We start from the raw sequence: 23,847 nt of genomic DNA, 5'->3' as shown, positions 1-23,847 counted from the left end.
CACCGAGTCTTTGAAAGATCAGCCGAATGCGACCGGCCAGGAAACCGCTCAGTGACATCCAGGCGCGGTTCGCCCGACCAGCCCATGCCGTGTGGAGATGCAGGCTGGGCGAGGGCAGACGCGGACCGAAAGACCCGCGTCCGCCCAAGGCACGGTGAATCGATCAGTTCATGACGTCAGTCGTTGACCGGGCTTGCGTTAGAAGAACTTGTGCGATGCATTGTTGTAATCGAGCTGGCTCAGGCCTCCATCCAGCGCGCTGCCGGGAGGGAAGGTCAGGTAGGTGCCGCCGAAGTTGCTGTTGTAGTAAAGCCTGACGGTGTGATCGCTGTTGTTCCACGCCGACAGTGCGTTGTTCTTCACGCATTGGCCCTTCCCGATGCCGTCCCCCTTGAACTCGTAGCAGGTTGGCTGCGTGGTCCCGTAGTTCGCAATCGTGGTGTTGAAGTCCGAGAGCGAACCCCCGAGGTCGTACAGGTGGTAGAGGCAGAATTCGCCTACTTCGCATTTCCCGTTTCGAGCGACCGAAGCGGGCGCTGCGTTGGCTGTGGTCACCAAGCTCAAGGTCAAGGCGGCGGCTGCTCCAACAACCGCCGCGACCTTCGTTCGTCTCGACATTCCTGTCCCTCCCCACAACTGGGCCCGCCAGGTCACGGGCGTACACGGATCGTGGCAGGTCGATCGCGGACAAGCCGACATTCACGCAAGGTTCACCTGAGCGGCTCACGTCGGCCGGTAGCAGCCGTTTCTTGCTCTCAGGCCTGCTTCGTTCGTTTCGCGCGCTGGTTGTAGGGCAGGACGCACCGCTCGTGGTACTCGACCTCTTCCCGCTCGTCTGGCGTCGATTCCACTCGCTCGATCCACGTCTCCAGGGTGGAAGGCTCGACCCTTCGATCACTCCGACATCCCCGACGACGCCGAGCACCTCGCCGGTCTACAAGCCAGCCATCTAACCCGGCCCGGGCATCCGTGCCCACCACCAGCGAAGGAGATCACCCACGTCCAACGTCGACGAGGTCCGCGGCGCGCTGCAGACCACCAACGAACAGGCCGCGCAGACGCTCGGTGCGCTCGCCCAGGCCGAGCAGACCGTCAGCGAGATCCACGCGCAGCTGCAGCAGGCCGTCGCCGGCAGCACCCAGCCCGCGTCGCCAACGCCATGAGCACCCACGCCCACGTGGCCGCCAACCTCGGCGAACTGCTCGGCCTGCTCAGCAACGCCCACTCCGAGATCGAAACCTACGCCGCCAGCCTCTGACCCCACACCAGCGCTCGATGAGTAGCGCCACTGCTGTACTTTGCCGCTACCAGGGCAACGAAAAGGGCCATCCACTCTACTGTGGACGGCCCTTGACCTGCTGTGGAGCTGAGGGGAATCGAACCCCTGACCTTCTCGATGCGAACGAGACGCGCTACCAACTGCGCTACAGCCCCTAAGAGGCGTGAACCCCTTGTTCAGTGCTCGTAGAGCGTATCAGCCCCTGCAGAGCACCGAACACCGGGGGTCACTCCCCCACAGCTCGCCGATACGGGCTGGTCCCGGGTTCGTCGAGCTCCTCGAACGCGGGGTCCTCGTCGTCGAGGTCGACGACGACCGCCTGGCGGCGGATGCGCGACATGGGCGACGGCTTGCGTTCCACGATCTCGCGGCGCGCCGGCGGTTCGACGACCTCGACGTCGTCGTCCTCCCGGGCCGGAGCGGGGGCGGGGGCCGGCCGTTCGGCCGGACGGCGCGGCGCGCGCGTGGCCGCCGAAGGGGACGCCGTCGAGTACCGCGCCATGCGGCGCTGGCGGATCTCGCTCTCGATGCGGACCTGGCGGCGCAAGTACACCAGGTAGCCGACGAACACGACGTCCACCGCCGCGTGGCCCCACCACACCACGGACATCGCGAAGCCCGCGAAGGCGGCCGACGCGACGGCCAGGATGAGCAGGATGACGACGACGCGCTGGCGGAGGGCGTACTTGGCCCGCGCGGCGATCTCCGCTGCCTCCGGATCGAAACCACCGCGGCCCGGGCGGTAGCCGGAGCGACGGCGCGCCGGTTCGTCGCGCTCGGCGCTGCTCGGCTGGGGCAGCGGTTCGGGTTCGTCCTCGGGCTCTTCTTCGTCGAGGTCGGCGTCGAGCTCCGCCTCGAGTTCGGCGAGGTCGTCCTCCACCGAAGGTTTCGCGCTGTCGGACACGGCGAACTCCTCCTGTCCTTCGTTGCGAGCTCCCCCGCTGCGCACCACCCGCGCGGCGAGTGCGGACGACGGCGTCCGCGAGACCTGCTGGCGCTTGCGCGCCACCATGGGCACGAGAACGACGAGCCATGCCGCGGCGAGCGCGACGATGATCAGCGAGCTGGGCATGTCCCGTCACCTCCCCCGATCCTCTGCTGTAGTCACGCTAGCCACAACAGTCACACAGGAGGCGCAGACTCGCCGGTTTCGATCACGAAAAACCGCCACCGGATTAGGTGAATCTCTCAGGATGTGGTAACGCGTGATCGGACCTCGACCGGCAGTCACCATCAGGCCAGGTCGGCGCGGCCCATCGACAGGAGCCGGGACACGAGGCCGTCGCCGATCTCCTCTTTCGTCACGGCGAAGCAGAGGTGGTCGCGCCAGGCGCCGGCGACGTCGAGGTACCGCTCGAACAAGCCCTCCTGCCGGTAGCCGGCCTTGGTGAGCACGCGGATGCTGGCGTTGTTCTCGGGCCGCACCGTCGCTTCGAGCCGGTGCAGGCCCGCGGATTCGAAGGCGTGATCCGTCACGAGCGCGACGGCCGCCGTCGCGACGCCGCCGCGCACGATGTCCGACGACACCCAGTACCCGACCCACGCCGACCTGAGTGAGGCGCGGATCACATTACCGACAGTTATCTGCCCCGCGAAGTTTCCATCGACCGTGATCGTGAATGGCAGGCACTGCCCGCGCCGAGCCAGCCCGCGAAGCGCGGCCCACTGCGACGGCCACGACCAGAAAGCGTTGCGGTCGGGCCACGGCCCGATCCCCGTCGGCTCCCACTGCTCGAGGTGCTCGCGGTCGCGCAGGCGGATGCGGCTCCACTCGCCCGCGTCGCGCAGCCGCACGGGCCGCACGGCGACCACGCCGGCCGCCACCCGCAGCGGGCCGAGCTTCGCGGGCCAGCCGGGGTGGCGGCTTTCGACCGGGTACGTGAGCGCTGCCACTACGCCCGCTGCGCGAGGAACGTGACCTTCACCTGCTCGCCCGCCGCGACCTCGGTGAGGTCCTCGTCCACGGTGATCAGGCAGTTCGCCTCGGCGAGCGACGCCAGCAGGTGCGCGCCCGACGTGCCGAGCGGCTGCACGAGGTACTCGCCGTTGGCCTCGTCGCGCAGCAGCTGGCCGCGCAGGTAGCCGCGCCGGCCCTTCGTCGACGTGATCGGCGACAGCAGCCGCGCGCCGACGATCCGCCGGTGCGGGTTGCGCGTGCCGCGCGCGGCGCGGATCAGCGGCCGGACCAGCACCTCGAACACGACCAGCGCGCTCATCGGGTTGCCGGGGATGAGGAACGTCGGCACGGAGTCCGGGCCGAGCCGGCCGAAGCCCTGCACCGAACCGGGGTGCATGGCCACGCGCGTCATGTCGATGCGCCCGAGGTCGGACAGCGCGGCGTGCACCTCGTCACCCGTGGCGCCGCCCGCACCGCCCGCGACCACCACGATCTCCGACATCAGCAGCCGGCCTTCGACGATCTCGCGCAGCCGCTTCGGGTCGCTCGGCACGATGCCGACGCGGCTCACTTCGGCGCCCGCGTCGCGCGCGGCCGCGGCCAGCGCGTACGAGTTGACGTCGTAGACCTGCCCGGTCGAGGGCGTGCGGTCGATGTCCACGAGCTCGTCGCCCACGGACACGATCGACACGCGCGGCCGCGGGTAGACCAGCACCTTCGCCCGCCCGACGGCGGCCAGCAGCCCCACCTGCGCGGAGCCGATGGTGTCGCCCTTGCGCACGGCGACGTCGCCGATCTGCACGTCTTCGCCGGCGCGGCGCACGTACGCGGCCGAAGGCACGGACTTGTGCACCGTGACCTTGGCCTGGTGCCCGTCGGTGTACGCGGTGGGGACCACGGCGTCGGCGAGCGTGGGCAGCGGCGCGCCGGTGTCCACGCGCACCGCCTGTCCCGGCTGCAGCCGCCGCGGCTGCCGCGAACCGGCCTGGATCTCACCCACGACCGGCAGCTGCACCGGCTCCTGCCCCGCGGCACGGACGTCGACGCTGCGGACCGCGTACCCGTCGACGGCGGCCTGGTCGAACCCGGGCAGGGCGTGCTCGGCGACCACCTCCTCCGCGCACAGCAGGCCCTGGGCCTCGGAGATCGCCACGCGGACGGGGCGCGGCCGGACGGCGGCGTCCAGCGTCAGCGCGATCTGCGCGTCGACGGAGCGCAGCTCCGCCTCCGCGGGTCCGGGGGCCTCGGGGGCTTCGGCGGTCACGGGGTCCTGGTCAGCGTCGAGGGAGTCCGTCATGGGCGTTCGGTCCCGATCCGTTCGGTCAGCCACGTCCGTAACGATGGCCCGTATTCGGGGGTTTCGAGCGCGAAGTCGACGGCGGCACGCAGGAAACCACCCGGATTCCCCAGGTCGTGCCGTCCGCCCCGGTGCACGACGACGTGCACGGGGTGGCCCTGCTCGATCAGCAGCGCGACCGCGTCGGTGAGCTGGAGCTCGCCGCCGGAGCCCGGCTCGATCTTGCGCAGCGCGTCGAAGATGGCCCGGTCCAGCAGGTAACGGCCCGCCGCCGCGTACGTCGACGGCGCGTCCTCCGGCTTCGGCTTCTCGACCATGCCGTGAACCTGCTTGACGTCCGGGTCGTCGGTGTCGGAGACGTCGAAGACGCCGTACGGGGAGATCTGTTCCTTGGGGATGTCGAACGCGCAGAGCACGCTGCCACCGTGGCGCGCGCGGACGGCCGACATGCGGTCGAGCACCCCGGTGGGCAGCACGAGGTCGTCGGGCAGCAGCACGGCGACGGCCTCGTCGTCGGGAGTCAGGTTCGGTTCGGCCTGCGCGACGGCGTGGCCGAGGCCCAGCGCCTGCTCCTGGATGGCCACCTCGACGTCGAGCAGCGCCGGCCCACGGCGGACCTTGTCGAGCAGCTCGGTCTTGCCCTTGTCCTCGAGCGTCTTCTCCAGCTCGGGCTGTGCCTCGAAGTACTTGACCACGGACTGCTTGCCGGGTGAGGTCACGATCACCAGGCGCTTCGCCCCGGCGGCCGCGGCTTCGCTCGCGACGAGCTCGATGCCCGGTGTGTCGACCACGGGCAGCAGCTCCTTCGGAACCGCTTTCGTGGTCGGCAGGAACCTGGTCCCGAGCCCGGCGGCAGGCACGATGGCTGTTCTGAACGTCTGGGAGGTTGAGGCGCCCGTCATGGGCGCAAAGCCTAACCTGGTCGCATGCGGGCGTCGGGCAATGAGCACCTGAGCAAGGCGGAGTGGCGCGACCGGGTTCTTCAGGCGCGCGCCGCGGTGACCCCTGCCGAGCACGCGGAGGAGGCCGCCGCGCTGGCGTCCGCGGCCGCGTCCGTGGCGGCTCCGACGGTGTGCGCGTACGTGCCGTTCGAGACCGAACCGGGTTCGGTCGCCCTGCTGAACGCGCTGGTCAGCGCCGGTTCGCGGGTGTTGCTGCCGGTGATCCCGGACGTCGTCGGACCGCTCGAGTGGGCCGAATACACGGGCGAGGCGACGCTCGTGCCCGGCCGGCTGCGCGGCATCCGCGAGCCGTCGGGGCCGCGGCTGGGGATCGACGCCGTGTCTTCGGCCGGTGTCGTGCTCGTGCCCGCGCTCGCCGTCGACCGCCGCGGGGTGCGGCTCGGCCGGGGAGCCGGTCACTACGACCGTTCGCTGGTCGCGGGCGGAGCGGACCTGCTGGCCGTGGTCAGGACCTCGGAGCTGGTGGAACTCCTGCCGGGCGAGGCCCACGACGTCCCGATGAGCGGGGCACTGACCCCGGACGGCGTCGTGTGGTTCCCCTCTCCGGCAGTGATGTGAGCCGGGGGCAATTGCGCTCGGGGAATGCCGTCCAGCAGAATTGGGTTAGCACTCTTGCATTACGAGTGCCAGCCATGAAGGAGCTCTTGTGCCCACGTACCAGTACGCCTGCAAGGAATGCGACCACCGCTTCGAAGCCGTGCAGTCCTTCTCCGACGCCAGCCTGACCGTCTGCCCCCAGTGCTCCGGTCCGCTGCGCAAGGTCTTCAGCTCGGTCGGCGTGGTCTTCAAGGGCAGCGGGTTCTACCGCAACGACTCGCGCGACTCGGCCAAGTCGAGCACGGCCGCGACGCCGGCCAAGTCGGAAACCAAGAGCGAGACGAAGAGCGAGACGAAGTCGGACTCCTCGTCGACATCTTCCTCCTCGACCACGACATCGACGGCCTCCACCGCCTCCTGAGCCCCGAGCTGTCCACAAGGGGGTAGTTGTCCACAGGTCGCGGAATTCGTGCTTTCCGCTGGTCACCACCGTCCCTAACGTCGGTTTCGTGCGGCACCTCGCCGCACGGGAACCGATGAGGGGACGACCGTGGACACCTTGCTCAGCCGCCTGCCCGATCTTCGCCGGCTGAACGGCCGGCGCGCGCGACTCGTGCGCCGGTTCCTGGCCGCGGCCTTGCTGCTGTCGGGCCTTCTGCTCTTCCTGCACCCGGGTTCGGCCCGGGGTGCACCCGCCACCGCGACTGTGGTGTCCGCCCGCGATCTGCCCGCGGGGTCCGTGCTGCGCGCCGCTGATCTCCGGCTGGCGGACGTGCCCGACGACGTCCGGCCCGCGGGCGCGCTGGAAAGCCTCGACGCGGCCGTCGGACGGCTGCTGTCCGGTGCTGCCCGGGCGGGTGAGCCCCTGACGGATGTCCGCCTTCTGGGATCGGCCCTCCCCGCCGAGGGGGAATCCGGCTCGGTCACCGTCGCCGTCCGGCTCGCCGACGCGGCCGTCGCGGAGCTGCTGCGGCCGGGTCAGCACGTCGACGTGGTCGCTGCGCCGGATGCCACCCACACCGCTTCTGCGCTGGTCAGGGACGCGACGGTGGTGACCGTGCACCGGCCCGAGGGTGGTGGTCAGGTGCTGAGCACACCGGACAAGGGCCCGCTGGTGCTGCTCGCGCTGCCCGTGGGCGTCGCCACCGAGGTCGCCGCGACGTCGCTGGAACGACCCGTTACGGTTACTCTCCGCTAACCCGTCCCTGTTCCGATGGGCGATGGCACGTCCGCGAACGGACGGCCGGCCCGTCCCCCGAATGTCGAGGAGTGGCAAATGCTCAAGGGCTTCAAGGACTTCCTGATGCGCGGGAACGTCGTGGACCTCGCGGTCGCGGTCGTCATCGGCGCCGCGTTCACCGCGATCGTCACGGCGTTCACCAACGGCCTGATCAAACCGTTGATCAACGCCATCGGCGGCAGCGATGCCGCGAAGGGCCTTGGCTTCAACGTCCTGAGCGCCAACAACTCGACGTTCCTGGACTTCGGCGGCGTGATCAACGCGGCGATCAACTTCGTGATCGTGGCCGCGATCGTCTACTTCCTGTTCGTGCTGCCGATGAAGCACATCCAGGAGCGCCGCAAGCGCGGCGAGGAAGCCGGCCCGGCCGAGCCCACGGACGTCGAGCTCCTCAAGGAGATCCGCGACCTGCTGCGCGCCCAGTCCAACGGCAGCGGCCCGGCGAACACCGCCGTCCGCTCCGACGACTGAGCCGTCAGCGGTCGTGGTGCGGTGGCCGGTTCTCCAGGTACCAGGAGTCCGGGGTGTCGCCGGTCAGGCCCCGCTCGTCCGAGGTCGTCTCGGGCAGCACGTCGCCGAACACCTCGTCGACCCTGCGACGGCGCCGGGCCTGTTCGGCCGGCTCGTCGCGGGGGCGGGGTCGTTCTCGGGACATGGGTCCATCGTCCCACCCGCTGATTGACAATTGCAGAGAGATGGCCGACTCAGGCTGCCCGGAGCGGGCAGCCCGCACCCCGGTCGGTGAACGGTCTCGCCGCTGCCTGGCTGGGCCCCAGTCGGAATTCCGCGGTGCGCCGGCGTGATCTGCTGTTCGCGGGTGGACCAGTGTGCCGACGTCGGCAGTATCACTGAGTGCGGCTGCTCCGCGGATGAGCCGGGCCGCCGCCACGGGCGGGGCGAGCGTCGTGCGTACGGGCCGTCGGACAACGATCAGCGGCTCTCGGGCGGTGGTCGTTGCCAGTGAGCGGACGTCGGGCGGTCACGCCGGAGTCAGGCCGGGATTCGCGCCCTGGGACCTGCGGTGATCGGCGAGCGGAGCCGTCAGGGCGGACCACCGCTGGAACGAGGGGGTTCAGACCTCTTCGAGACCCGAGAGCTCGTCGATCACGTGGGGCACGAGCGACGAGAGCGTGGCCATGCCGTCGCGGACGGCGGCGCGCGAGCCGGCGAGGTTGACCACCAGCGTGCTGCCGGACACGCCCGCCAGGCCGCGGGAGATGCCGGCGTCGACGGCGCCCGCGGCGAGGCCCGAGGCGCGCAGGGCTTCGCCGATGCCCGGGATGGGCCGGTCGAGCACACCGGCCGTGGCGTCGGGGGTGCGGTCGCGCGGGGAGACGCCCGTGCCGCCGACGGTGATCACGAGGTCGGCGCCACCGATGACCGCGGTGTTGAGCGCGTTGCGGATCCCGGCGGTCTCGGCCTCGACCACGACGACGCCGTCGACGATGAAGCCGGCCTCTTCGAGCAGCTCGGTGACGAGCGGTCCGCTGTTGTCTTCGTGCTCGCCGTGGGCGACCCGGTCGTCCACGATCACCACGAGGGCCCGGCCCAGCCGCTGTGCGCTCCGTTCCATGCCGACACCGTATCCGGTGACGACCTTCCCGCGCCGCCGTGGGCAGGGGTGATTCCTGACGATTCGGTGACGTGGTCCGGATCGGACGGGCGCGGCGGTGCCCGCCCGCCTTAGCGTCGTCGATGTGCGAGTGCTGATCACCGGCGGAGCCGGGTTCATCGGGTCCCACGTGGCCGACCAGCTGGCCGACGCCGGCGACGAAGTCGTGGTGCTGGACACGCTGCTGTCCACCGCCCACGCTTCGCCGACGCCGCCGGACTACACCGGCCGCCACCGGTTCGTGCGCGGCGACCTCACCAACGCCGACGAGGTCGCCGAGCTGCTCGACGGCGTCGACGCGGTGTGCCACCAGGCCGCGGTCGTCGGGCACGGCGTGGACCCCTCCGACGCGCCGTCGTACGCGCTCAACAACGACTACGGCACGGCGGTGCTGCTGGCCGCCATGCACGCCGCCGGGATCCGGAAGCTCGTGCTGGCGTCGTCGATGGTGGTCTACGGCGAAGGGCGCTACTCGTGCCCTCGGCACGGGGTGGTCCCGCCCGAGCCGCGACGGCAGTCCGATGTGGACGCCGGCCGGTTCGAACCTACGTGCGGCTGCGGCGCGGAGCTGGAATGGCAGCTCGTGCCCGAAAGTGCGCCGCTTCTGCCCAGAAGTACCTACGCCGCAACGAAACTGGCGCAGGAGCACTTGGCCGGCGCGTGGGCGCGGCAAACCGGGGGCACCGTGTGGGCGTTGCGCTACCACAACGTGTACGGACCGCGGATGCCGCAGAACACTCCGTACGCAGGCGTGGCGTCGCTGTTCCGGTCGGCGCTCGAGCGCGGGGAAGCACCCACCGTGCTGGAGGACGGGTGCCAGCAGCGGGACTTCGTCCACGTGCACGACGTCGCGCGGGCGAACGTGCTGGCCCTGCGCGCGGACGGACCGCGCGGCGACCTCACGCCGCTCAACGTCTGCTCGGGCGAGCCGCACACCGTGGGCGACTTGGCGCGCGAGCTGGCGCGCGCGTGCGGCGGTCCGGCGCCGCGGATCGTCGGCGGGGCGCGGCCGGCGGACGTGCGGCACGTGGTCGCGGATCCCGCACTGGCGCGGAAAACGCTGGGGTTCAGGGCGGAAACGGCGTTCGCGGACGGGATCGCTTCGTTCGCCACGGCTCCGCTGCGGGCCCCCGTCGACGCTTGAGACGAAGGTCACTTCCCGGAATTAAATGCGGGCGGGGGGATCTTGGTCGTGTGCATGCGGTCGATCGAGGTGGGGAATTTCGAGATCCATGCGCTGGCCGACGGACTGGTCCGGCTGCCGGCGCCGTTCTTCCCGGGGCTCGACGCACGCAGACACCCGGACGCCTTCGCGGAAGACGGCACGGTGCACGTGCCCGCGGGCGCGTTCCTGATCCGCGGCGGCGGCCGCACGATTCTCGTCGACGCGGGACTCGGCCCTCGGGAGATCGAGTTCCCGGAAGGCCTGCAGCCTGACGACGGCGACATGGGCGCGGGCGGCGGCCTGCCCGTCGCGCTCGCCGAGGCCGGGTGCTCGCCGGCCGACGTCGACACGGTGGTGCTCACGCACCTGCACTCCGACCACGTCGGCTGGATCGCGCCGCAGGGCACGCCGTACTTCCCGAACGCGACGGTGCTCTACGGCGCGCAGGACTGGGCCGCGCTCGTCGAGCCGGTCGGCCGCCACGACTGGACGCGGATGGCGCTGGAGACCGTCCGCAGCCACGGCCACCTGCGTGAGCTGCACGGCGACGTCGAGATCGCGCCCGGCGTCACCGCGCGGCACGCGCCCGGGCACACGCCGGGCCACTACGTCCTCGACATCACCGCGGACGGCCGCCGCCTCCTCCTGCTCGGCGACGTGCTCCACACACCGGCGCAGCTGGGCGATTCGAACATCCGCTTCGTCAGCGACACCGATCCGTCGCTGGCGCTGCTGACGCGCCAGCGGTGGCTGCGTGAGGTCGCGGGCACCGACACGATCGTCGCGCCCGCGCACTTCCCCGGTCTGCAGTTCTTCCGCGTCACGGCCGATCGCGTGGCCGAACCGGTGGACGCCGTGGCCGTCGGGTCGTGAGCGAGCGAAGCGAACGCCCGTAAGACTTCGGTTCTCCCCTGCCCGCGGTGAGCGAGCGTAGAAAGGGACGGGGAGGTGGTGCTCCTTGTCGGTCGTGAGCCGCGCGAAGCTGGGCCGGTGGGCGGTCGTCGTGGCCGTGGCCGCGGTGCTGGTGGCGATCCCGTCGGTGGTGGGAGCGCTGGGGCCGCGTGGGGGCACCGTCGACGCGAGCCGCCTGCGGGCGCTCGTGCTGGCGTCGGACAAGGCGCCGTACCAGGGTGTGGCGCGCAGCGTCGGCTCGCTCGCGCTGCCGCAGCTGCCGAACCTCGGTGAGCTGACCGCGTTGTTCGCCGGCACCACCTCGATGCGGGCCTGGTACGCGGCGCCGGACCGCTACCGCGTGGCGACGCTGACCACAGCGGGCGAGCGCGACGTCTACAAGTTCCCGGACGCCGAATACACCTGGGACTACGGCGCGGCGATGTTGACGAAGCTCGTCGGTGACCCCGCGGTGCGGCTGCCGCGGGCCGGCGACCTGCTGCCGCCGGAGCTGGCGCGACGGATCCTGCGGCTGGCGCCGGGCGACGCGGCGAGTGCCCTGCCCGGCCGCCGGATCGCCGGGGTGGCGGCGTCGGGCCTGCGCATCACGCCGGCCGACCCGGCGACCACGATCGGGCGGGTCGACGTGTGGGCGGATCCGGCGACGGGCCTGCCACTCCAGGTGGAGATCACCGCTCGCGGTCAGCAGGCGCCGATCGTGACCAGCGAATTCCAGGAAGTCCAGCAGACGGCCCCGGTGCTCACGCCGCCGAAACCCGCGCCGGCCGCGGGGTTCAGCGTCACGAGCGCGCCGGACCTAGCGCAGGCGCTGGGGGCGTTCGGGCGGGCGCGGCTGCCGGACTCGCTCGACGGCCGGCGGGTGCGGGACGCGCGGCTCGGCGGGATCCGCGGGGCCGCGCTGTACGGCACGGGGCTGGCGTCGTTCGCGGTGGTCGCCCTGCCGCGTGATGCCGGGGGTGAGCTGGCGGAAGCGGCGACGAAGGCCGGTGCGCGGACGACCCGGCCGGGTTCGGGTGAGGTCGTGCAGCTGTCCATCACGCCGTTGTCGCTCGCGGTCGTGCGCCCGCAGTTCGGGCGCCGGGCGTACTTGCTCGCCGGGTCCGTGGCGCCGTCGGTGCTCACCGCCGCCGGCGCGGAACTGGCCCAGCCCGTGCGGAGGGTCCGATGATCACCACGCGGAGCCTCACGAAGCGGTTCGGCCGGGTGCTGGCCGTGGACGCCGTCGACCTGGACGTGCGCGAGGGCGACCGCTACGGCTTCCTCGGCCCGAACGGCTCGGGCAAGACCACCACGGTGCGCATGCTGCTCGGTCTCGTCTACCCCAGCAGCGGCGAGATCGAGGTGCTCGGGAAAGCGGTGCCGAAGCGCGTCGGCGAGGCGCTGCCTGAGCTGGGGGCGCTCGTCGAAGGCCCGGCCGCGTACCCGCACCTGTCGGGGCGGCGCAACCTGTCGCTGTTCGACGCCGCCGGTCGCGGCGCGCGGCGGACGCGGCGGGCCCGGATCGAGGAGGCGCTGGAGCGCGTCGGGCTCGCGAAGGTGGACCAGCGCCCGGTGCGGGCTTACTCGCTGGGCATGCGCCAGCGGCTGGGCCTCGCGGCCGCGCTGCTCAACAAGCCTCGCCTGCTCGTGCTCGACGAGCCGACCAACGGGCTCGACCCGCAGGGCATCAAGGAGATCCGGGAGCTGCTCGTGGACCTCAACCGCGACGGGACCACGGTGTTCCTCTCCAGCCACCTGCTCGCCGAGGTGGAACAGCTGTGCACACGGGTGGGCATCGTCGATCGCGGGAAGCTCGTGCTGCAGGACGAGCTGGCGGCCCTGCGGGCCGTGACCGGCCGGGTGCTGCTCACCACGCCGGACCCGGGCACGGCCGTCGCCCTGCTCGACGGGCGGGTGGAGCAGCGGGAAGGCGACCGGCTGGTGATCCGGCACGACGACGTCACCGCGCTGAACGAGCAGCTCGTGGCCGGGCGCGTGCGGGTGCGGGAGCTCGCGGTGCAGCGGCGGACGCTGGAGGACGTGGTGCTGGACGTCACGGGGCCCGGCTCCGACAGCTTCGGGGAGGTCCGGTGATCCGCGTCGAGCTGCGCAAGCTGGTGCTGCGTCCCCGGACGTGGCTGAGCATGCTGCTGCTGTGCCTGCTGCCCGCGATCGTCGCGGTGTTCCTGGCGACGGCGGACTTCGCGCCGCCGCCGGGGCAGGGCGGGGCGTTCCTCAGCGCGGTCGTCGGTGACGGCACGCTCTACCCCGCGGCGGCGCTCGCGCTGGTGCTGCCGCTGTTCCTGCCGATCGCGGTGGCGGTGACCGCGGGCGACGCGGTGGCGGGCGACGCGTCGACGGGCACGTTGCGGTACCTGCTCATCCGGCCGGTGGGCCGCACGCGGCTGCTGACGGCGAAGCTCGTGTCGGTGGCCGTGTACGTGACGCTCGCGATCGTGGTCGTGGTGCTGACGTCGCTCGTCATCGGGGTACTGCTGTTCGGCACGGGCGCCGCGCCGGGCGCCGCCGGTGGGGCGCCGGCTCCGGCGGTGTCGCTGTCGGGTGTGCAGCTGTCTTCGTCGTCGCTGGTGCTCCGGCTGCTGGGCGCGGTGCTGTACGTGGTGCTGTCGATGGTGGGCTTCGCGGCGATCACGCTGTTCCTGTCGACGGTCACCGATTCGGCGATCGGGGCGGCGCTGGGCGGGCTGGCCGTGCTGATCACCAGCTCGGTGCTGCAAACGCTCGACGCGGCGGCGCCGGTGAAGCCGTTCCTGCCGACGCACTACTGGCTGTCGTGGCTCGACTTCTTCCGCGATCCCGTGCTGTGGCGCAACATCGACCACGGCCTGCTGCTCCAGGCCGGGTACATCGTGGTGTTCTTCGGGGCGGCATGGGCGAACTTCGCGACGAAGGACATCACGAACTGACCGCGGGACACCCCGTCGGCGCGCGCAACGGCTCGGTGCCGAGCGCCTGGAGCACGAGGCCGGTCACGGCGGGGTCGGTGGGCAAGTCGCCGTGCGCGGCGCGGTCCTGCGGGCAGACCTGCTGGAGGGGCACGTTCACCGCGCCCTCGAGCCGGGCCGATTCCGGCGGCACCACGGTCTGGTCGAGCCGTGTCCACAGCGACAGCCACGGCAGCCCCTCCGGGACCGGGCCGAGCCGGCGCACGAGCGCGCTGCCGGGCACGAGCTGCTGACACGCCACCGGGCAGGCGCTGGGCGCCAGCTGCGCGCCCGTCGCCGCGAGAGTGGTGCCGTGCAGCGGGGCGCCGAGCGTGATCACGCGCCGGGCCTGGTGCTCGCCGCCCTCCTGCGCGACCCACAAGCGGGCGACCACGCCGCCGGCCGAGTAACCGATCACGTCCACGGACGGCGCGCCGTCGCGGTAGGCCTGGTCAACGGCAGTGGTCAGCACCCCCACCTGTTGCTGGAGGTCACCGGTCCCGTCTCCGGCGAGGGTGAGGACGTCGGCTTCGCGGCCGGTGCGGGCGCGGATGACGGAGGCGAGCTGTTCGAGCGAGTCCTGGCTGCCGCCGTAGCCGGGGATGAGCAGCACGGGCCCGGGCTGGTCCTGTGCGGGTGCGCCCGAGCGGGGTGCGCCGCTGCCGCCGGCGGTGGCGACCACGACCGCGGCCACCGCGGCGGCGACCACCACCAGCGCGGACGCGGCGAGCAGCAGGCGCCGGCGGGGGCTGAAGCCACGCAGCCAAGCGGAAAAGCTCACGACCTCCATGATGCCGGGATCTTCGCGAGGTGGCTGTGAGCGCCGGGATCGATCAGCCTGCCTGGCGCCGCGACGGGCGGTGTCAGCCGGCGCACCAGCGAACCGGCCCGGCGGCCACCAGCCCGCCGACAGTCGCCGAACTCGGCCCCGAGCACGGCTTCGACCCGGCGGGCCGGTGAGCCCAGTCCGTCAGACGCCGACCGTCGACAGCGGCAGTCGGACTTCGAAGCGGCAGCCCGGGCCGTGGTTCTGGACGCCGATGTGGCCGCGGTGCGCCTCGACGAGCCCCTTGGCGATGGCGAGCCCCAGGCCGCCGCCGGCGGTGGTGCCGGAGCGGTCGGGAGTGCGGGCCTGGGTGCCGCGGAAGGCGACGTCGAAGACGCGGCCGATCTCGTCGTCGGGGATGCCGCCGCAGGAGTCGTCGACGGCGAGGAGGGCCTGGTCGCCGTCGATGCCGAGCTGGACGGCGACGGTGCCGTCGGGCGGGGTGTGGCGGATGGCGTTCGAGACGAGGTTGCGCACGATCCGCGCGAGCTCCGGGTCGCTGCCCGAAACGACGGGCCACGCCTCCGCGTTCTCCAGCACGCGCACGCGTTTGCGCTCGGCCACGGGCGACTGCGCGGCGACGGCGTCGCTCACCACGTCGCGCAGCGGAACGGCCGACATGGTCAGCTCCAGCGCCCCGGCGGTGATGCGGGAGAGCTCGAACAAGTCCCCGACCATGCCGGAGAGCCGGGTGGTCTCGCTGCCGATGCGCTGGGCGTAGTCGGCGACCTCGTGGCGTTCGGAAACGACGCCGTCGGCGAGAGCCTCGGCCATGGCCTGGATGCCGGCGAGCGGGCTGCGCAGGTCGTGGCTGATCCAGGCGACGAGCTCGCGCCGGGAGGCCTCCGCGGCGCGTTCGCGGTCGCGCGCCTCGCGCTCCCACACACTGCGGCGCGCGATCATGCGGCCCAGCACGATCGCGGCCGGCACCGTCACGAGGGCGACGAGCAGGCAGACGAGCAGCTCCGTCATCAGGGCCGGCGTGAACATGAAGCCACTGATGCCGAGGACGCCGACGAGCAGCGCCACGACCGGGGTGAGCACGAGCACCGTCATGGTGGTGGCGAGCGAACGCCGGCGCAGCAGGTAGAGCGCGAGCCCGCCCAGCCCCGCCACCGGCAGCGCGAACAGCAGCGCGAACGGCAGGATGTGCAGGATGTGGGTGAACATCTCCCACGCGGAATCGCCGGCGTCGATCATCATTGCTCCCGGTCGTAGCGGTAGCCGACGCCCCACACGGTCGCGACCCGCGTCGGCTTGGCCGGGTCGCGTTCGATCTTTTCGCGCAACCGTCGCACGTGGACGGTCACCGTGGACTGGTCGCCGAAGTCCCAGCCCCACACCCGCTCGAGCAGGTCGGCGCGGGAGAACGCCACGCCGGGGTGACCGAGGAAGAACGCGAGCAGGTCGAATTCGCGAGTGGTGAGCGGGAGTTCGGCGCCGCCGAGGGTGGCCTGGCGGGCGCTCATCTGCAGGCGCAGGTCGCCGTCGACGAGCTCGGCGGCGGGCGGTTGCGGGCGCGGCATGCGGGCGCGGCGCAGCACGGACGCCACGCGCAGCGCGAGCTCCTTGGGGCTGAAGGGTTTCGTGACGTAGTCGTCGGCGCCGAGCTGCAGGCCGGCGATGCGGTTTTCCTCCTCGCCGAGAGCCGTGAGCATCACGATCGGCACCTGGCTCATCTGCCGCAGCCGGCGGCACACCTCGAGCCCGTTGAGGCCGGGCATCATCACGTCGAGCACCACGAGATCGGGGGTTCGTTCGGCGAACAGCGCGAGCCCCGCGGCGCCGTCACCGGCGACGTCGACGGTGAAGCCGGCGACCTCCAGGTAGCGGCGGACGACGTCGCGCACCGTCTCGTCGTCGTCGACCACGAGCACCCGTCCGGCTTGGTCCTCCATGCCTCTCCTCACCAGCTCGTCAGCAGAAGGTGGTTGACCACCAGCGCCGTCGCCGCTTGCGCGGCGAGCCACCAGCGGCGGCCCGGCGCGGGCAGCAGCGCCGTCATCGGCAGCAGCCACGCGCCGAACGGTAGCCAGATCCGTTCGACCTCCGCCTTCGACAGGCCGGACACGTCGGCGAACACGATCGTCACCACGGCGGCGACACCGAGGAGCAGCACCGGGTCGCGCAGCAGGCCGCGCCGGTCCCGGACCGCCCCGGCCACGCCCCGGCGGGCGGCGGCAACCACGGCCGGGCCGGCCGCGACGGCGACCGCGGCGAGGTCGGCCCACACCCAGTACGAGTATGGCCGAACCGCGGCGACGCCCTGGTAGTAGCGCTCGACGACGAGGTGGTAGCCGTCGAGCCACCAGAACCCGGCCAGCGCGAACGCCGCCACGACGGCGAGGGCACCGACCACGGCGAGGGCGGCGGCCCGCCACTGCCGGCCGAGCACCGCGGCGGCGAGGGCGACGAGACCGAGCAGCACGAGGCCGTACGAGAGGAACGCGCCGTAACCGAGCAGCACGCCCGCGGCGAGGGCGGTGGGCACGGCGTACCGGCGGCCTGCGCCGAAGCCGGCGGCGGCCAGGGCGAGCAGGGCGACGCCGGTGGCCGTGACGCCGGCGAAGAGGCCGTCGGCGGAGACGCCCAGCCAGACGGCACCGGGGCTGAGGACGGCGAACGGGAGGACGACGCGAGCAGCGTCCTCCCGGCCGAGCAGCGCGACCGTGGCCGGCACCGCCACCGCGACCAGCGCGGCGACCAGAACGACGGCGGTCGACGCCCACGCGCCACCGCGGAGGCCGAGGTGGTCGAGCCAGACGAACACGAGCGTCGCGCCCGGTGGGTGGCCGGAGACGTGGGTGGTCCAGGAGTTCGGCTGGAAGTCGAGGATCCGGGAGGAGAACTCGCGCAGGAACCGCGGGATGTCGGTGATCCCGGGGACCTCGTGGAGGTACTCCTGGGGTGTGGTGAGCCGGCCGGTGAAGCCGCGCGACCAGCCGTCGACCATCGCCAGGGAGAAGATCCAGGCGAGTGCGGTCGCATACCCGGCGGCAAGGGCCCGTCGCCAGGGCAGCCGGGTCGCGACGGCGGGGCCCCACAGGACCACGGCCGCCGCGACCAGCACGGCGAACACCGAGCCCGGGCCCACGTGGGGCAGCCAGTGGGCGAAGATCGGCGGGGCGAACGCGTAGATCACCACGCCGGAGCCCGGCCGGTTGTAGTACAGGCCGACGGCGCTCGCCGTGGCGACGAGCACGAGGGTGGCGCCGACCGCGATCAGATCGCCCCGCAGGCGGGGCGGGGCGGGGGCAGGCGCGGGCGGCTCGGCGAGCCGGGCAGCCGTCGTCGACTCGCTCATCGTCCGCACGATAACTCCGGACCAGGCGTTTCGCGGGTGGGAACGGGCAGCCGTGAGAAGTCGGTAAGAACTGGACCGACGTCAGATTTCGGTAAGCCGCGCAAGGGTTCTCGACCGTCCTTTACAGACCTACCGTACGCGGGGTGAGCGATCTTCAGGTAGACGTCGTGCTCCCGTGCCTCGACGAGGCGGGGGCGCTACCGGGCGTGCTGGCCGCCTTGCCGCCGGGATACCGCGCCATCGTGGTGGACAACGGTTCGTCCGACGGTTCCCCCGAAGTGGCGGCCGCCCTCGGCGCGAAGGTGGTGGACGAACCCCGGCGCGGGTACGGCGCCGCCGTGCACACCGGGCTCGAGGCGGCGACGGCGGACGTCGTGTGCTTCGCCGACGCGGACGGGTCCCTCGACCTCGGTGATCTCCCGCGACTCGTGGCCGCGGTGGAAGAGGGCGCCGACCTGGCCGTGGGGCGGCGGGTTCCGACGGGGCCGGGCGTGTGGCCGTGGCACGCGCGGGCCGGCAATGCCGTGTTGTCGGTACTGCTGCGCAGCCGCGGGTTGCCGGTGCGCGACATCGCGCCGTTGCGGGCGGCGCGGCGGGAAGCGTTGCTGCGCTTGGGGATCACCGACCGCGCGTTCGGCTATCCGCTCGAGCTGCTGATCCGGGCGCAGCGCGCCGGCTGGCGGGTGCGGGAGTTCGACGTGCGCTACGGCGAACGCGCGAAGGGCACGAAGTCGAAGGTGTCGGGGTCGGTGCGGGGCACGCTGCGCGCGGTCCGCGACTTCGGGCGGGTGCTGGCCCGATGACGGCGCGGTTCTGCCTGCTGGTGGTGGCGAAGGCGCCCGTGCCCGGCTTCGCCAAAACGCGGCTTTGTCCGCCCGCGACGGCCGCGCAGGCGGCGGACATCGCCGCGGCCGCGTTGCTGGACACGCTCGACGCGGTGTGCGCGACGCCGGAAGCGGTGCCGGTGGTCGCGCTGACCGGGGACCTCGGGTCGGCCGCGAGCGCGGGGGAACTCGGCCGCGCGTTGCGGCGGACGACCGTGATCGCCCAACGCGGCTGGGACTTCGGCGCGCGGCTGGCCAACGCGCACGCCGACGTCGCCGCGGTGCACGCCGGGCTGCCGGTGCTGCAGATCGGCATGGACACGCCGCAGGTCACGCCGGAGCTGCTGGGCGCGTCGATCGAACCGGTGCTTCGCGGAGTGCACGACGCCGTGCTGGGGCCGGCCGAAGACGGCGGCTGGTGGGGCCTCGGGCTCGCTGACCCGCACCACGCGCAGGTGCTGACCGGAGTCCCGATGTCCCAGGACGACACGGGAGTGCGCACGCGGCAGGCGCTCGCGGCGACCGGGCTCGGCGTGGGACCCGCGGCTCGGCTATCCGATGTGGACACCATCGCCGACGCCGTGCGAGTCGCCGCCGAAGCGCCGCACGGGCGGTTCGCGACCGCCGTCCGCGCGGTCGAAGGGCGGGACGTGGCGTGAGAAGACTCGCTACCGGCAGGGAGTTCGACCGCGGGCTGCTCGGTCAGCGCTGCTCGCTCGAACTGGCGAACGGCGACCGGATCGACCTGCCCGTCGAGCGCTGGACCGACGGGTGCGGCCAGGGCGACGCTGTGCTGCTCGACGGGTGCGACGGGCCGACGCTCGACATCGGCTGCGGCCCCGGCCGGCTCACGGCGGCGCTGGCGCGGCGCGGAGTGGTGGCGCTGGGCGTCGACAGCTCGCCGACCGCAGTGCGGCTGACGCAGGAGCGTGGCGCCGCGGCGCTGCGGCGGGACGTCTTCCAGCCGCTGCCGGGTGAAGGGCGCTGGCACCACGCGCTGCTGGCGGACGGGAACATCGGCATCGGCGGCGATCCGGTCGTGCTGCTGGACCGGGTCCAGGAGCTGATCTCGCCGGACGGCGACGTACTGGTGGAGGTGGAGGCGCCGGGGCACGGGCTGCGGCGCGAGGCCGTGCGGGTGCTTTCCGGGGACGCCGGCCCGTGGTTCGGCTGGGCGTGGGTCGGGGCCGACGCCGTGGCGGAAGTCGCCATGCGGTCCGGGTTCCGCGTGGACTGGACCACGAGCCGGGGCCACCGCTGGTTCGCACGACTGGAGCGCCGATGACCGAGGACAGGGAAGCCCGCAAAGACCGGCCGTCCGCGCAGGACCCGGCCGTGGCAGACGTGGAGGGTTCGGTCGGTACCGAGGACTGGCCCGAGGAAAACCCGCGCGGGAAACGTCTCACGGGTGCGTGGCGGCGGTTCGACGCGCGCGTGTCCGCGGCACAGCAGCAGTTCGGTGAGCGAGCCGCGCAGGCGAGGGCGGGCGTCGCGCACGCGAAGTCGCGCGCCGACGAGGCGAAGGCCCGGGTCGACGAGCACATCGAGAAGCTGCCGATCCCGCGCGAGGAGCAGTTCAAGGGCGGCGCGCACGGCGAACGCGTGACGGCGCGGATCGGCGCGTTGCTGGGGCTGGCCTTCGTGATCTGCTTCGTCACGGGCCTGCTCAGCCACCTGATCCAGCACCCGACGGACTGGTTCTTCTGGCCGAGCCGCCCGATCTGGCTGTACCGGGTGACGCAGGGCGCGCACGTGATCTCCGGCATCGCCGCGATCCCGCTGTTGCTGGCGAAGCTGTGGAGCGTGTTCCCCAAGCTGTTCGAGCGGCCGCTGGTGAAGTCGCTGCCGCACGCGCTGGAGCGGCTGTCGATCCTGGTGCTCTCGGGCTCGGCGTTCTTCGAGCTCAGCTCCGGGCTGCTCAACACGGCGCAGAACTACCCGTGGAACTTCTACTTCCCGCAGGTGCACTACGCGGTGGCGTGGGTGGCGATCGGGTCGGTGGTGGTGCACGTCGCGGTCAAGCTGCCGATCGTGCGGCGGGCGCTGACGCGCGAGACGCGGCCCGCACCGGAGCAGCCGCCGGTGGAAGGCTTGTCGCGGCGGGGTTTCCTGCGGACGACGTGGGTCGTGACGGGCGTGGCGGTGCTGTCGACCGCGGGTGCGACCGTGCCGTGGCTGAAGAACGTCTCCGGGCTGTCGTGGAAGACGGACAATGGCTCGCAGAAGCTGCCGGTGAACCGCACGGCCGTCGCGGCCCACGTCACGCGGACCGCCGTGGACCCGAACTGGCGGCTGTCGGTGGTGACGCCCGATGGGACGAAGCAGTTCACGCTGGCGCAGCTGCGCGCGTTGCCGCAGACGAGTGCGGACCTGCCGATCGCGTGTGTCGAAGGCTGGAGCCAGATGGCGTCGTGGCGCGGGATCTCCTTCCCGACGCTGCTTCGCGCGGCCGGCAGCCGGCCGGGCGTCGACGTGCGGGTGTCGTCGCTCGACAAGACCGGGCTCTACGGCGCCAGCACGCTGCCGGGCGAGCACACGGCCGACGACCTGACGCTGCTCGCGCTGGAGCTCAACGGCGAAGTGCTCGACGTCGACCACGGTTACCCGTGCCGGGTGATCGCGCCGAGCCGTCCGGGCGTGCTGCAGACGAAGTGGGTCGAGAAGCTGGAGGTGCTGTGAAACTCATCCGGATCGTGCTCGCGCTGGTGGGCCTGGCGGCGCTGGGCTTCGGCGTTTCCCTGTTCCTCGAATACGCCGCGCCGGCGTGGCCCGACAGCCTCAAAACCGTCTTGTGGTTCGGCGGCGGCCCGATCGTGAACGACGCCGTGTTCGCGCCCGTCGCGGGCGTGCTCGGATTGCTGCTGTCGCGGGTGCTGCCGACGCCGTGGCGGGCGCCGGTGCAGGTGGGCGCGGTCGCGACGGCCGTGCTGGGGTTCCTCGCGTTCCCGCTGCTGTGGCGGACCTACGGCGTCGCGCCGAAACCGGGGCTGCACGACGGCAACACGTGGCTCGGCCTGCTGCTCACCCTCGCCGCGGTGTGGGCCGTCGTGGTGCTCACCGGCGTGGTCCGGACCTTCGCCCGTTCCCGGGTACCACGGAAGAACGCTTCCTGAGACCAGGGCAGGGCGCGCGCCACCGCCCTGCCCGCCCGAGGGCTTCTCTGCACCGATTCGGTGCGGAGAGGCCTTCACCTGTCAGCGGACACAACGCCGCAGGCCGTCGCGCACCGCCTGCGGCGCAGGCGAATGACGATGGCAGCGGGCGCGCACCCGTTCGGGCACACCGGAATCGGCTTCGTCGCGCGCCGGAAACCGTGTGCGGGCAAGCCGGAAGCCTCCCCGTACCGCCTCCGACTCGGTACGGAGAGGCCTCCGTGCGCGGTGAGGTGCCCACCGGCAACCCGCCCCAAACATCAATTCCCCACATTTTTTCCTTACCCGCCAAAGCACCTGGTCACAGCGGCGCCGAGCCGGAAAGACGGGGGAAACACAACCACGCGCGACCGGCGTCGAATGCCCGGTCGCGCGTGGCCTTCAAGGGTTCGGCCCCTGCCCCAGGGGTCGAGCCGTGGTTTGGTCTCGGCCGCGTCGGGCGGCCGAGCGATCAGTTCGCCGGAACCGGCTGGCCGCCGAGGGTCACCTGCACGGTACGGCCGCCGGAGAGGGTGAACGTGACCTTCTCGTCCGGAGCGCGGGTGCGGATGGCCGCGATGAGCGTGTCGGCGCTGTCGATGGTGCGGTCGTCGATCTTCGTGACGACGTCACCCGACTTGAGGCCGGCCTTCTCAGCGGGGCTGCCCGGCGTGATGTCGCCGAGCTGAGCGCCGCCCTGCGGGGCGTCGGCCACCTTGGCGCCGATGAACGTCTGCGTCGCGTGGCCGGTCTTGATGATGTCGTCCGCCGTGCGGCGGGCCTGGTCGATCGGGATGGCGAAGCCGATGCCGACGTTGCCGCCCTGCGACTGGCCGCTCGGCCCGCCCTGGCCCCCGTTGGGGCTGTAGATGGCCGAGTTGATGCCGATGACCTGGCCGTTCATGTTCGCCAGCGGACCACCCGAGTTGCCCGGGTTGATCGCGGCGTCGGTCTGGATCGCGTCCATCACCGTGGCCTGGTCGGTCTCGTCACCGCTCGCCTGCACCGGCCGGTGCAGCGAGCTGACGATGCCGGAGGTGACCGTGCCGCTCAGCTCGAACGGCGAGCCGATGGCGACCACGGGCTGGCCGACGCGCAGGTCGTCGGACCGGCCGAGTTCGACCGGCGAGAGCCCGCTGACCCCGCTGACCTTCACCACGGCGATGTCGGTCGTCGGGTCGCGGCCGACGATCTTCGCGGCGGCCTTCTTGCCGTCCTGGAACACGGCCTGGATCTGGCCGCCGTTGGCGGCGACCTCGACGACGTGGTTGTTCGTGAGGATGTAGCCATCGGTGCTGAGCACGAAACCGGAGCCCTCGCCCGCGGCCGTGCGGCCGGCGACCTGCAGCTCGACGACGCTCGGCGACAGCTTCTGCGCCACCGATTCGACGGAGCCGGCCGGCGCGTTGCCCGTCTGCTGCGCGGGCTTCGGCTGGTCGAGCGCGTTGACCGACGGGCCCGACGAGCCGCCCGTCAGGTACCCGACAGTCCCACCGGCCACGCCACCGATCACGAGCGCGATCGCGGCGACGCTGGCGAGCAGCTTGCCCGAGCCGGACTTCTTCGGCGCGTTCGACGGCACGTTGTACACCGACGTACCCGGCGTGGCGTACGGCTGCTGCTGCGTCGCGCCGCCGGCGGACGGGTACGGGTTGTAGCGGACCGGACCGGTCTGCGCGCCCTGAGCGGACCACGGGTTCGGCGCGGCGTAGGCGTCACCCTGCTGCGGGTAACCCGGCGTCTGCTGCGTGGCCTGCTCACCGGACGCGGGCGGGGTGCCGGGCGTCGGGGACTGACTCCAGGCCGCCTGACCCTCGGTGCCCGGTTGGGCACCCGGGTTCTGGCGACCCTCCGCGGAGTCGTGCGCGTGGGGGTCGTTCTCGGTCATGTCATCACCTAAGCGGCCGGGCCTGAGAGGTTCCTGAGCCGAAGCTGTG

At 72.2% G+C, this 23,847-nt stretch carries 26 protein-coding genes and 1 tRNA gene; 14 read left to right on the top strand and 13 right to left on the bottom strand.

The annotated features are described in order from the left end of the window. Window positions 1-198 precede the first annotated feature (198 nt). From ACIA77_RS15650 to ACIA77_RS15625, 6 genes are all read right to left on the bottom strand, one after another. Complete coding sequence (locus ACIA77_RS15650; protein WP_395886545.1) at window positions 199-555, bottom strand: peptidase inhibitor family I36 protein; 357 nt, start codon at window positions 553-555, stop codon at window positions 199-201. An 806-nt stretch (window positions 556-1,361) separates the two neighbouring features. Next, window positions 1,362-1,434 (bottom strand) — tRNA-Ala (locus tag ACIA77_RS15645). A gap of 71 nt (window positions 1,435-1,505) precedes the next feature. Further along, entirely contained in the window at window positions 1,506-2,351 is an 846-nt protein-coding gene (gene glpR, locus ACIA77_RS15640; protein ID WP_395886544.1) for a gephyrin-like molybdotransferase receptor GlpR, read from the bottom strand. Window positions 2,352-2,512: 161 nt separating this feature from the next. Continuing rightward, the gene (locus ACIA77_RS15635; RefSeq protein ID WP_395886543.1) at window positions 2,513-3,172 is read right to left on the bottom strand and encodes a GNAT family N-acetyltransferase; all 660 of its coding nucleotides are present in this window, start codon (window positions 3,170-3,172) and stop codon (window positions 2,513-2,515) included. After that, on the bottom strand, window positions 3,172-4,473 hold the full coding sequence (glp, locus tag ACIA77_RS15630) for a gephyrin-like molybdotransferase Glp (RefSeq protein WP_395886542.1): 1,302 nt from the start codon (window positions 4,471-4,473) through the stop codon (window positions 3,172-3,174). Before glp ends, ACIA77_RS15635 begins: the two co-directional genes overlap by 1 nt. Then, complete coding sequence (locus ACIA77_RS15625; RefSeq protein ID WP_395886541.1) at window positions 4,470-5,375, bottom strand: UTP--glucose-1-phosphate uridylyltransferase; 906 nt, start codon at window positions 5,373-5,375, stop codon at window positions 4,470-4,472. Before ACIA77_RS15625 ends, glp begins: the two co-directional genes overlap by 4 nt. A gap of 24 nt (window positions 5,376-5,399) precedes the next feature. Here ACIA77_RS15625 and ACIA77_RS15620 point away from each other — a divergent pair, with 24 nt between their 5' ends. The 4 genes from ACIA77_RS15620 to mscL all read left to right on the top strand — a co-directional run bounded on the left by ACIA77_RS15620 (window position 5,400) and on the right by mscL (window position 7,683). Then, on the top strand, window positions 5,400-5,993 hold the full coding sequence (locus ACIA77_RS15620; RefSeq protein ID WP_395886539.1) for a 5-formyltetrahydrofolate cyclo-ligase: 594 nt from the start codon (window positions 5,400-5,402) through the stop codon (window positions 5,991-5,993). An 88-nt stretch (window positions 5,994-6,081) separates the two neighbouring features. Then, window positions 6,082-6,393 carry an FmdB family zinc ribbon protein gene (locus ACIA77_RS15615; protein WP_395886538.1) on the top strand — a complete coding sequence of 104 codons (312 nt, stop codon included), beginning with the start codon at window positions 6,082-6,084 and terminating at the stop codon, window positions 6,391-6,393. Between the two features lie 129 nt (window positions 6,394-6,522). Continuing rightward, entirely contained in the window at window positions 6,523-7,170 is a 648-nt protein-coding gene (locus ACIA77_RS15610) for an SAF domain-containing protein (RefSeq protein WP_395886537.1), read from the top strand. Between the two features lie 78 nt (window positions 7,171-7,248). Next, entirely contained in the window at window positions 7,249-7,683 is a 435-nt protein-coding gene (gene mscL / locus ACIA77_RS15605) for a large-conductance mechanosensitive channel protein MscL (RefSeq protein ID WP_395886536.1), read from the top strand. 4 nt (window positions 7,684-7,687) lie between these two features. Here mscL and ACIA77_RS15600 read toward each other — a convergent pair whose 3' ends face one another. Both ACIA77_RS15600 and ACIA77_RS15595 read right to left on the bottom strand, forming a co-directional pair. Continuing rightward, the gene (locus tag ACIA77_RS15600; RefSeq protein ID WP_395886535.1) at window positions 7,688-7,867 is read right to left on the bottom strand and encodes a hypothetical protein; all 180 of its coding nucleotides are present in this window, start codon (window positions 7,865-7,867) and stop codon (window positions 7,688-7,690) included. A gap of 417 nt (window positions 7,868-8,284) precedes the next feature. Then, window positions 8,285-8,785 carry a molybdenum cofactor biosynthesis protein B gene (locus tag ACIA77_RS15595; RefSeq protein WP_020664649.1) on the bottom strand — a complete coding sequence of 167 codons (501 nt, stop codon included), beginning with the start codon at window positions 8,783-8,785 and terminating at the stop codon, window positions 8,285-8,287. 124 nt (window positions 8,786-8,909) lie between these two features. On the opposite strand from ACIA77_RS15595, the gene ACIA77_RS15590 reads away from it, so the two are divergent. The 5 genes from ACIA77_RS15590 (at window position 8,910) to ACIA77_RS15570 (ending at window position 13,807) form a co-directional block, all read left to right on the top strand. Further along, complete coding sequence (locus tag ACIA77_RS15590) at window positions 8,910-9,968, top strand: NAD-dependent epimerase/dehydratase family protein (protein WP_395886534.1); 1,059 nt, start codon at window positions 8,910-8,912, stop codon at window positions 9,966-9,968. Between the two features lie 54 nt (window positions 9,969-10,022). Continuing rightward, a complete protein-coding gene (locus ACIA77_RS15585; RefSeq protein ID WP_395886533.1) occupies window positions 10,023-10,862 on the top strand; it encodes an MBL fold metallo-hydrolase in 840 nt (279 codons plus the stop codon). A 94-nt stretch (window positions 10,863-10,956) separates the two neighbouring features. Beyond that, the gene (locus ACIA77_RS15580; protein ID WP_395886672.1) at window positions 10,957-12,069 is read left to right on the top strand and encodes a hypothetical protein; all 1,113 of its coding nucleotides are present in this window, start codon (window positions 10,957-10,959) and stop codon (window positions 12,067-12,069) included. Next, a complete protein-coding gene (locus ACIA77_RS15575) occupies window positions 12,066-12,974 on the top strand; it encodes an ABC transporter ATP-binding protein (RefSeq protein WP_395886532.1) in 909 nt (302 codons plus the stop codon). Before ACIA77_RS15580 ends, ACIA77_RS15575 begins: the two co-directional genes overlap by 4 nt. Further along, window positions 12,971-13,807 (top strand): ABC transporter permease, encoded by an 837-nt coding sequence (locus ACIA77_RS15570; RefSeq protein WP_395886531.1) that lies wholly within the window; start codon window positions 12,971-12,973, stop codon window positions 13,805-13,807. Before ACIA77_RS15575 ends, ACIA77_RS15570 begins: the two co-directional genes overlap by 4 nt. Here the strand turns inward: ACIA77_RS15570 and ACIA77_RS15565 are convergent. From ACIA77_RS15565 to ACIA77_RS15550, 4 genes are all read right to left on the bottom strand, one after another. After that, window positions 13,797-14,606: an esterase/lipase family protein gene (locus ACIA77_RS15565; protein WP_395886530.1), complete on the bottom strand. Its 810-nt coding sequence runs from the start codon at window positions 14,604-14,606 to the stop codon at window positions 13,797-13,799. The genes ACIA77_RS15570 and ACIA77_RS15565 overlap by 11 nt on opposite strands. A 189-nt stretch (window positions 14,607-14,795) precedes the next feature. Further along, complete coding sequence (locus ACIA77_RS15560) at window positions 14,796-15,851, bottom strand: sensor histidine kinase (RefSeq protein WP_395886671.1); 1,056 nt, start codon at window positions 15,849-15,851, stop codon at window positions 14,796-14,798. Continuing rightward, window positions 15,851-16,549, bottom strand: a complete 699-nt coding sequence (locus tag ACIA77_RS15555; RefSeq protein ID WP_395886529.1) for a response regulator transcription factor — start codon at window positions 16,547-16,549, stop codon at window positions 15,851-15,853. Before ACIA77_RS15555 ends, ACIA77_RS15560 begins: the two co-directional genes overlap by 1 nt. An 8-nt stretch (window positions 16,550-16,557) precedes the next feature. After that, window positions 16,558-17,955 carry a hypothetical protein gene (locus ACIA77_RS15550; protein ID WP_395886528.1) on the bottom strand — a complete coding sequence of 466 codons (1,398 nt, stop codon included), beginning with the start codon at window positions 17,953-17,955 and terminating at the stop codon, window positions 16,558-16,560. A 143-nt stretch (window positions 17,956-18,098) separates the two neighbouring features. Between ACIA77_RS15550 and ACIA77_RS15545 the strand changes: the two genes are divergently transcribed. The 5 genes from ACIA77_RS15545 (at window position 18,099) to ACIA77_RS15525 (ending at window position 21,892) form a co-directional block, all read left to right on the top strand. Continuing rightward, window positions 18,099-18,758 carry a glycosyltransferase family 2 protein gene (locus ACIA77_RS15545; protein ID WP_395886527.1) on the top strand — a complete coding sequence of 220 codons (660 nt, stop codon included), beginning with the start codon at window positions 18,099-18,101 and terminating at the stop codon, window positions 18,756-18,758. Then, window positions 18,755-19,438 (top strand): DUF2064 domain-containing protein, encoded by a 684-nt coding sequence (locus ACIA77_RS15540; protein ID WP_395886526.1) that lies wholly within the window; start codon window positions 18,755-18,757, stop codon window positions 19,436-19,438. The genes ACIA77_RS15545 and ACIA77_RS15540 overlap by 4 nt, the downstream gene beginning before the upstream one ends. Then, window positions 19,435-20,064, top strand: coding sequence for a methyltransferase domain-containing protein (locus ACIA77_RS15535; RefSeq protein ID WP_395886525.1), 630 nt, complete (start codon window positions 19,435-19,437; stop codon window positions 20,062-20,064). Before ACIA77_RS15540 ends, ACIA77_RS15535 begins: the two co-directional genes overlap by 4 nt. A gap of 257 nt (window positions 20,065-20,321) precedes the next feature. Then, a complete protein-coding gene (locus ACIA77_RS15530) occupies window positions 20,322-21,458 on the top strand; it encodes a molybdopterin-dependent oxidoreductase (protein WP_395886670.1) in 1,137 nt (378 codons plus the stop codon). Then, entirely contained in the window at window positions 21,455-21,892 is a 438-nt protein-coding gene (locus ACIA77_RS15525) for a hypothetical protein (RefSeq protein WP_395886524.1), read from the top strand. Before ACIA77_RS15530 ends, ACIA77_RS15525 begins: the two co-directional genes overlap by 4 nt. 490 nt (window positions 21,893-22,382) lie before the next feature. Here ACIA77_RS15525 and ACIA77_RS15520 read toward each other — a convergent pair whose 3' ends face one another. Beyond that, window positions 22,383-23,798, bottom strand: a complete 1,416-nt coding sequence (locus ACIA77_RS15520; protein WP_395886523.1) for a trypsin-like peptidase domain-containing protein — start codon at window positions 23,796-23,798, stop codon at window positions 22,383-22,385. Window positions 23,799-23,847 lie beyond the last annotated feature (49 nt).

The organism is Amycolatopsis sp. NPDC051903, assembly GCF_044452505.1.
Taxonomy (GTDB): domain Bacteria; phylum Actinomycetota; class Actinomycetes; order Mycobacteriales; family Pseudonocardiaceae; genus Amycolatopsis.
Note: the sequence above shows the minus strand (reverse complement) of the source record. Positions and strands in the feature narration are given on the sequence as shown.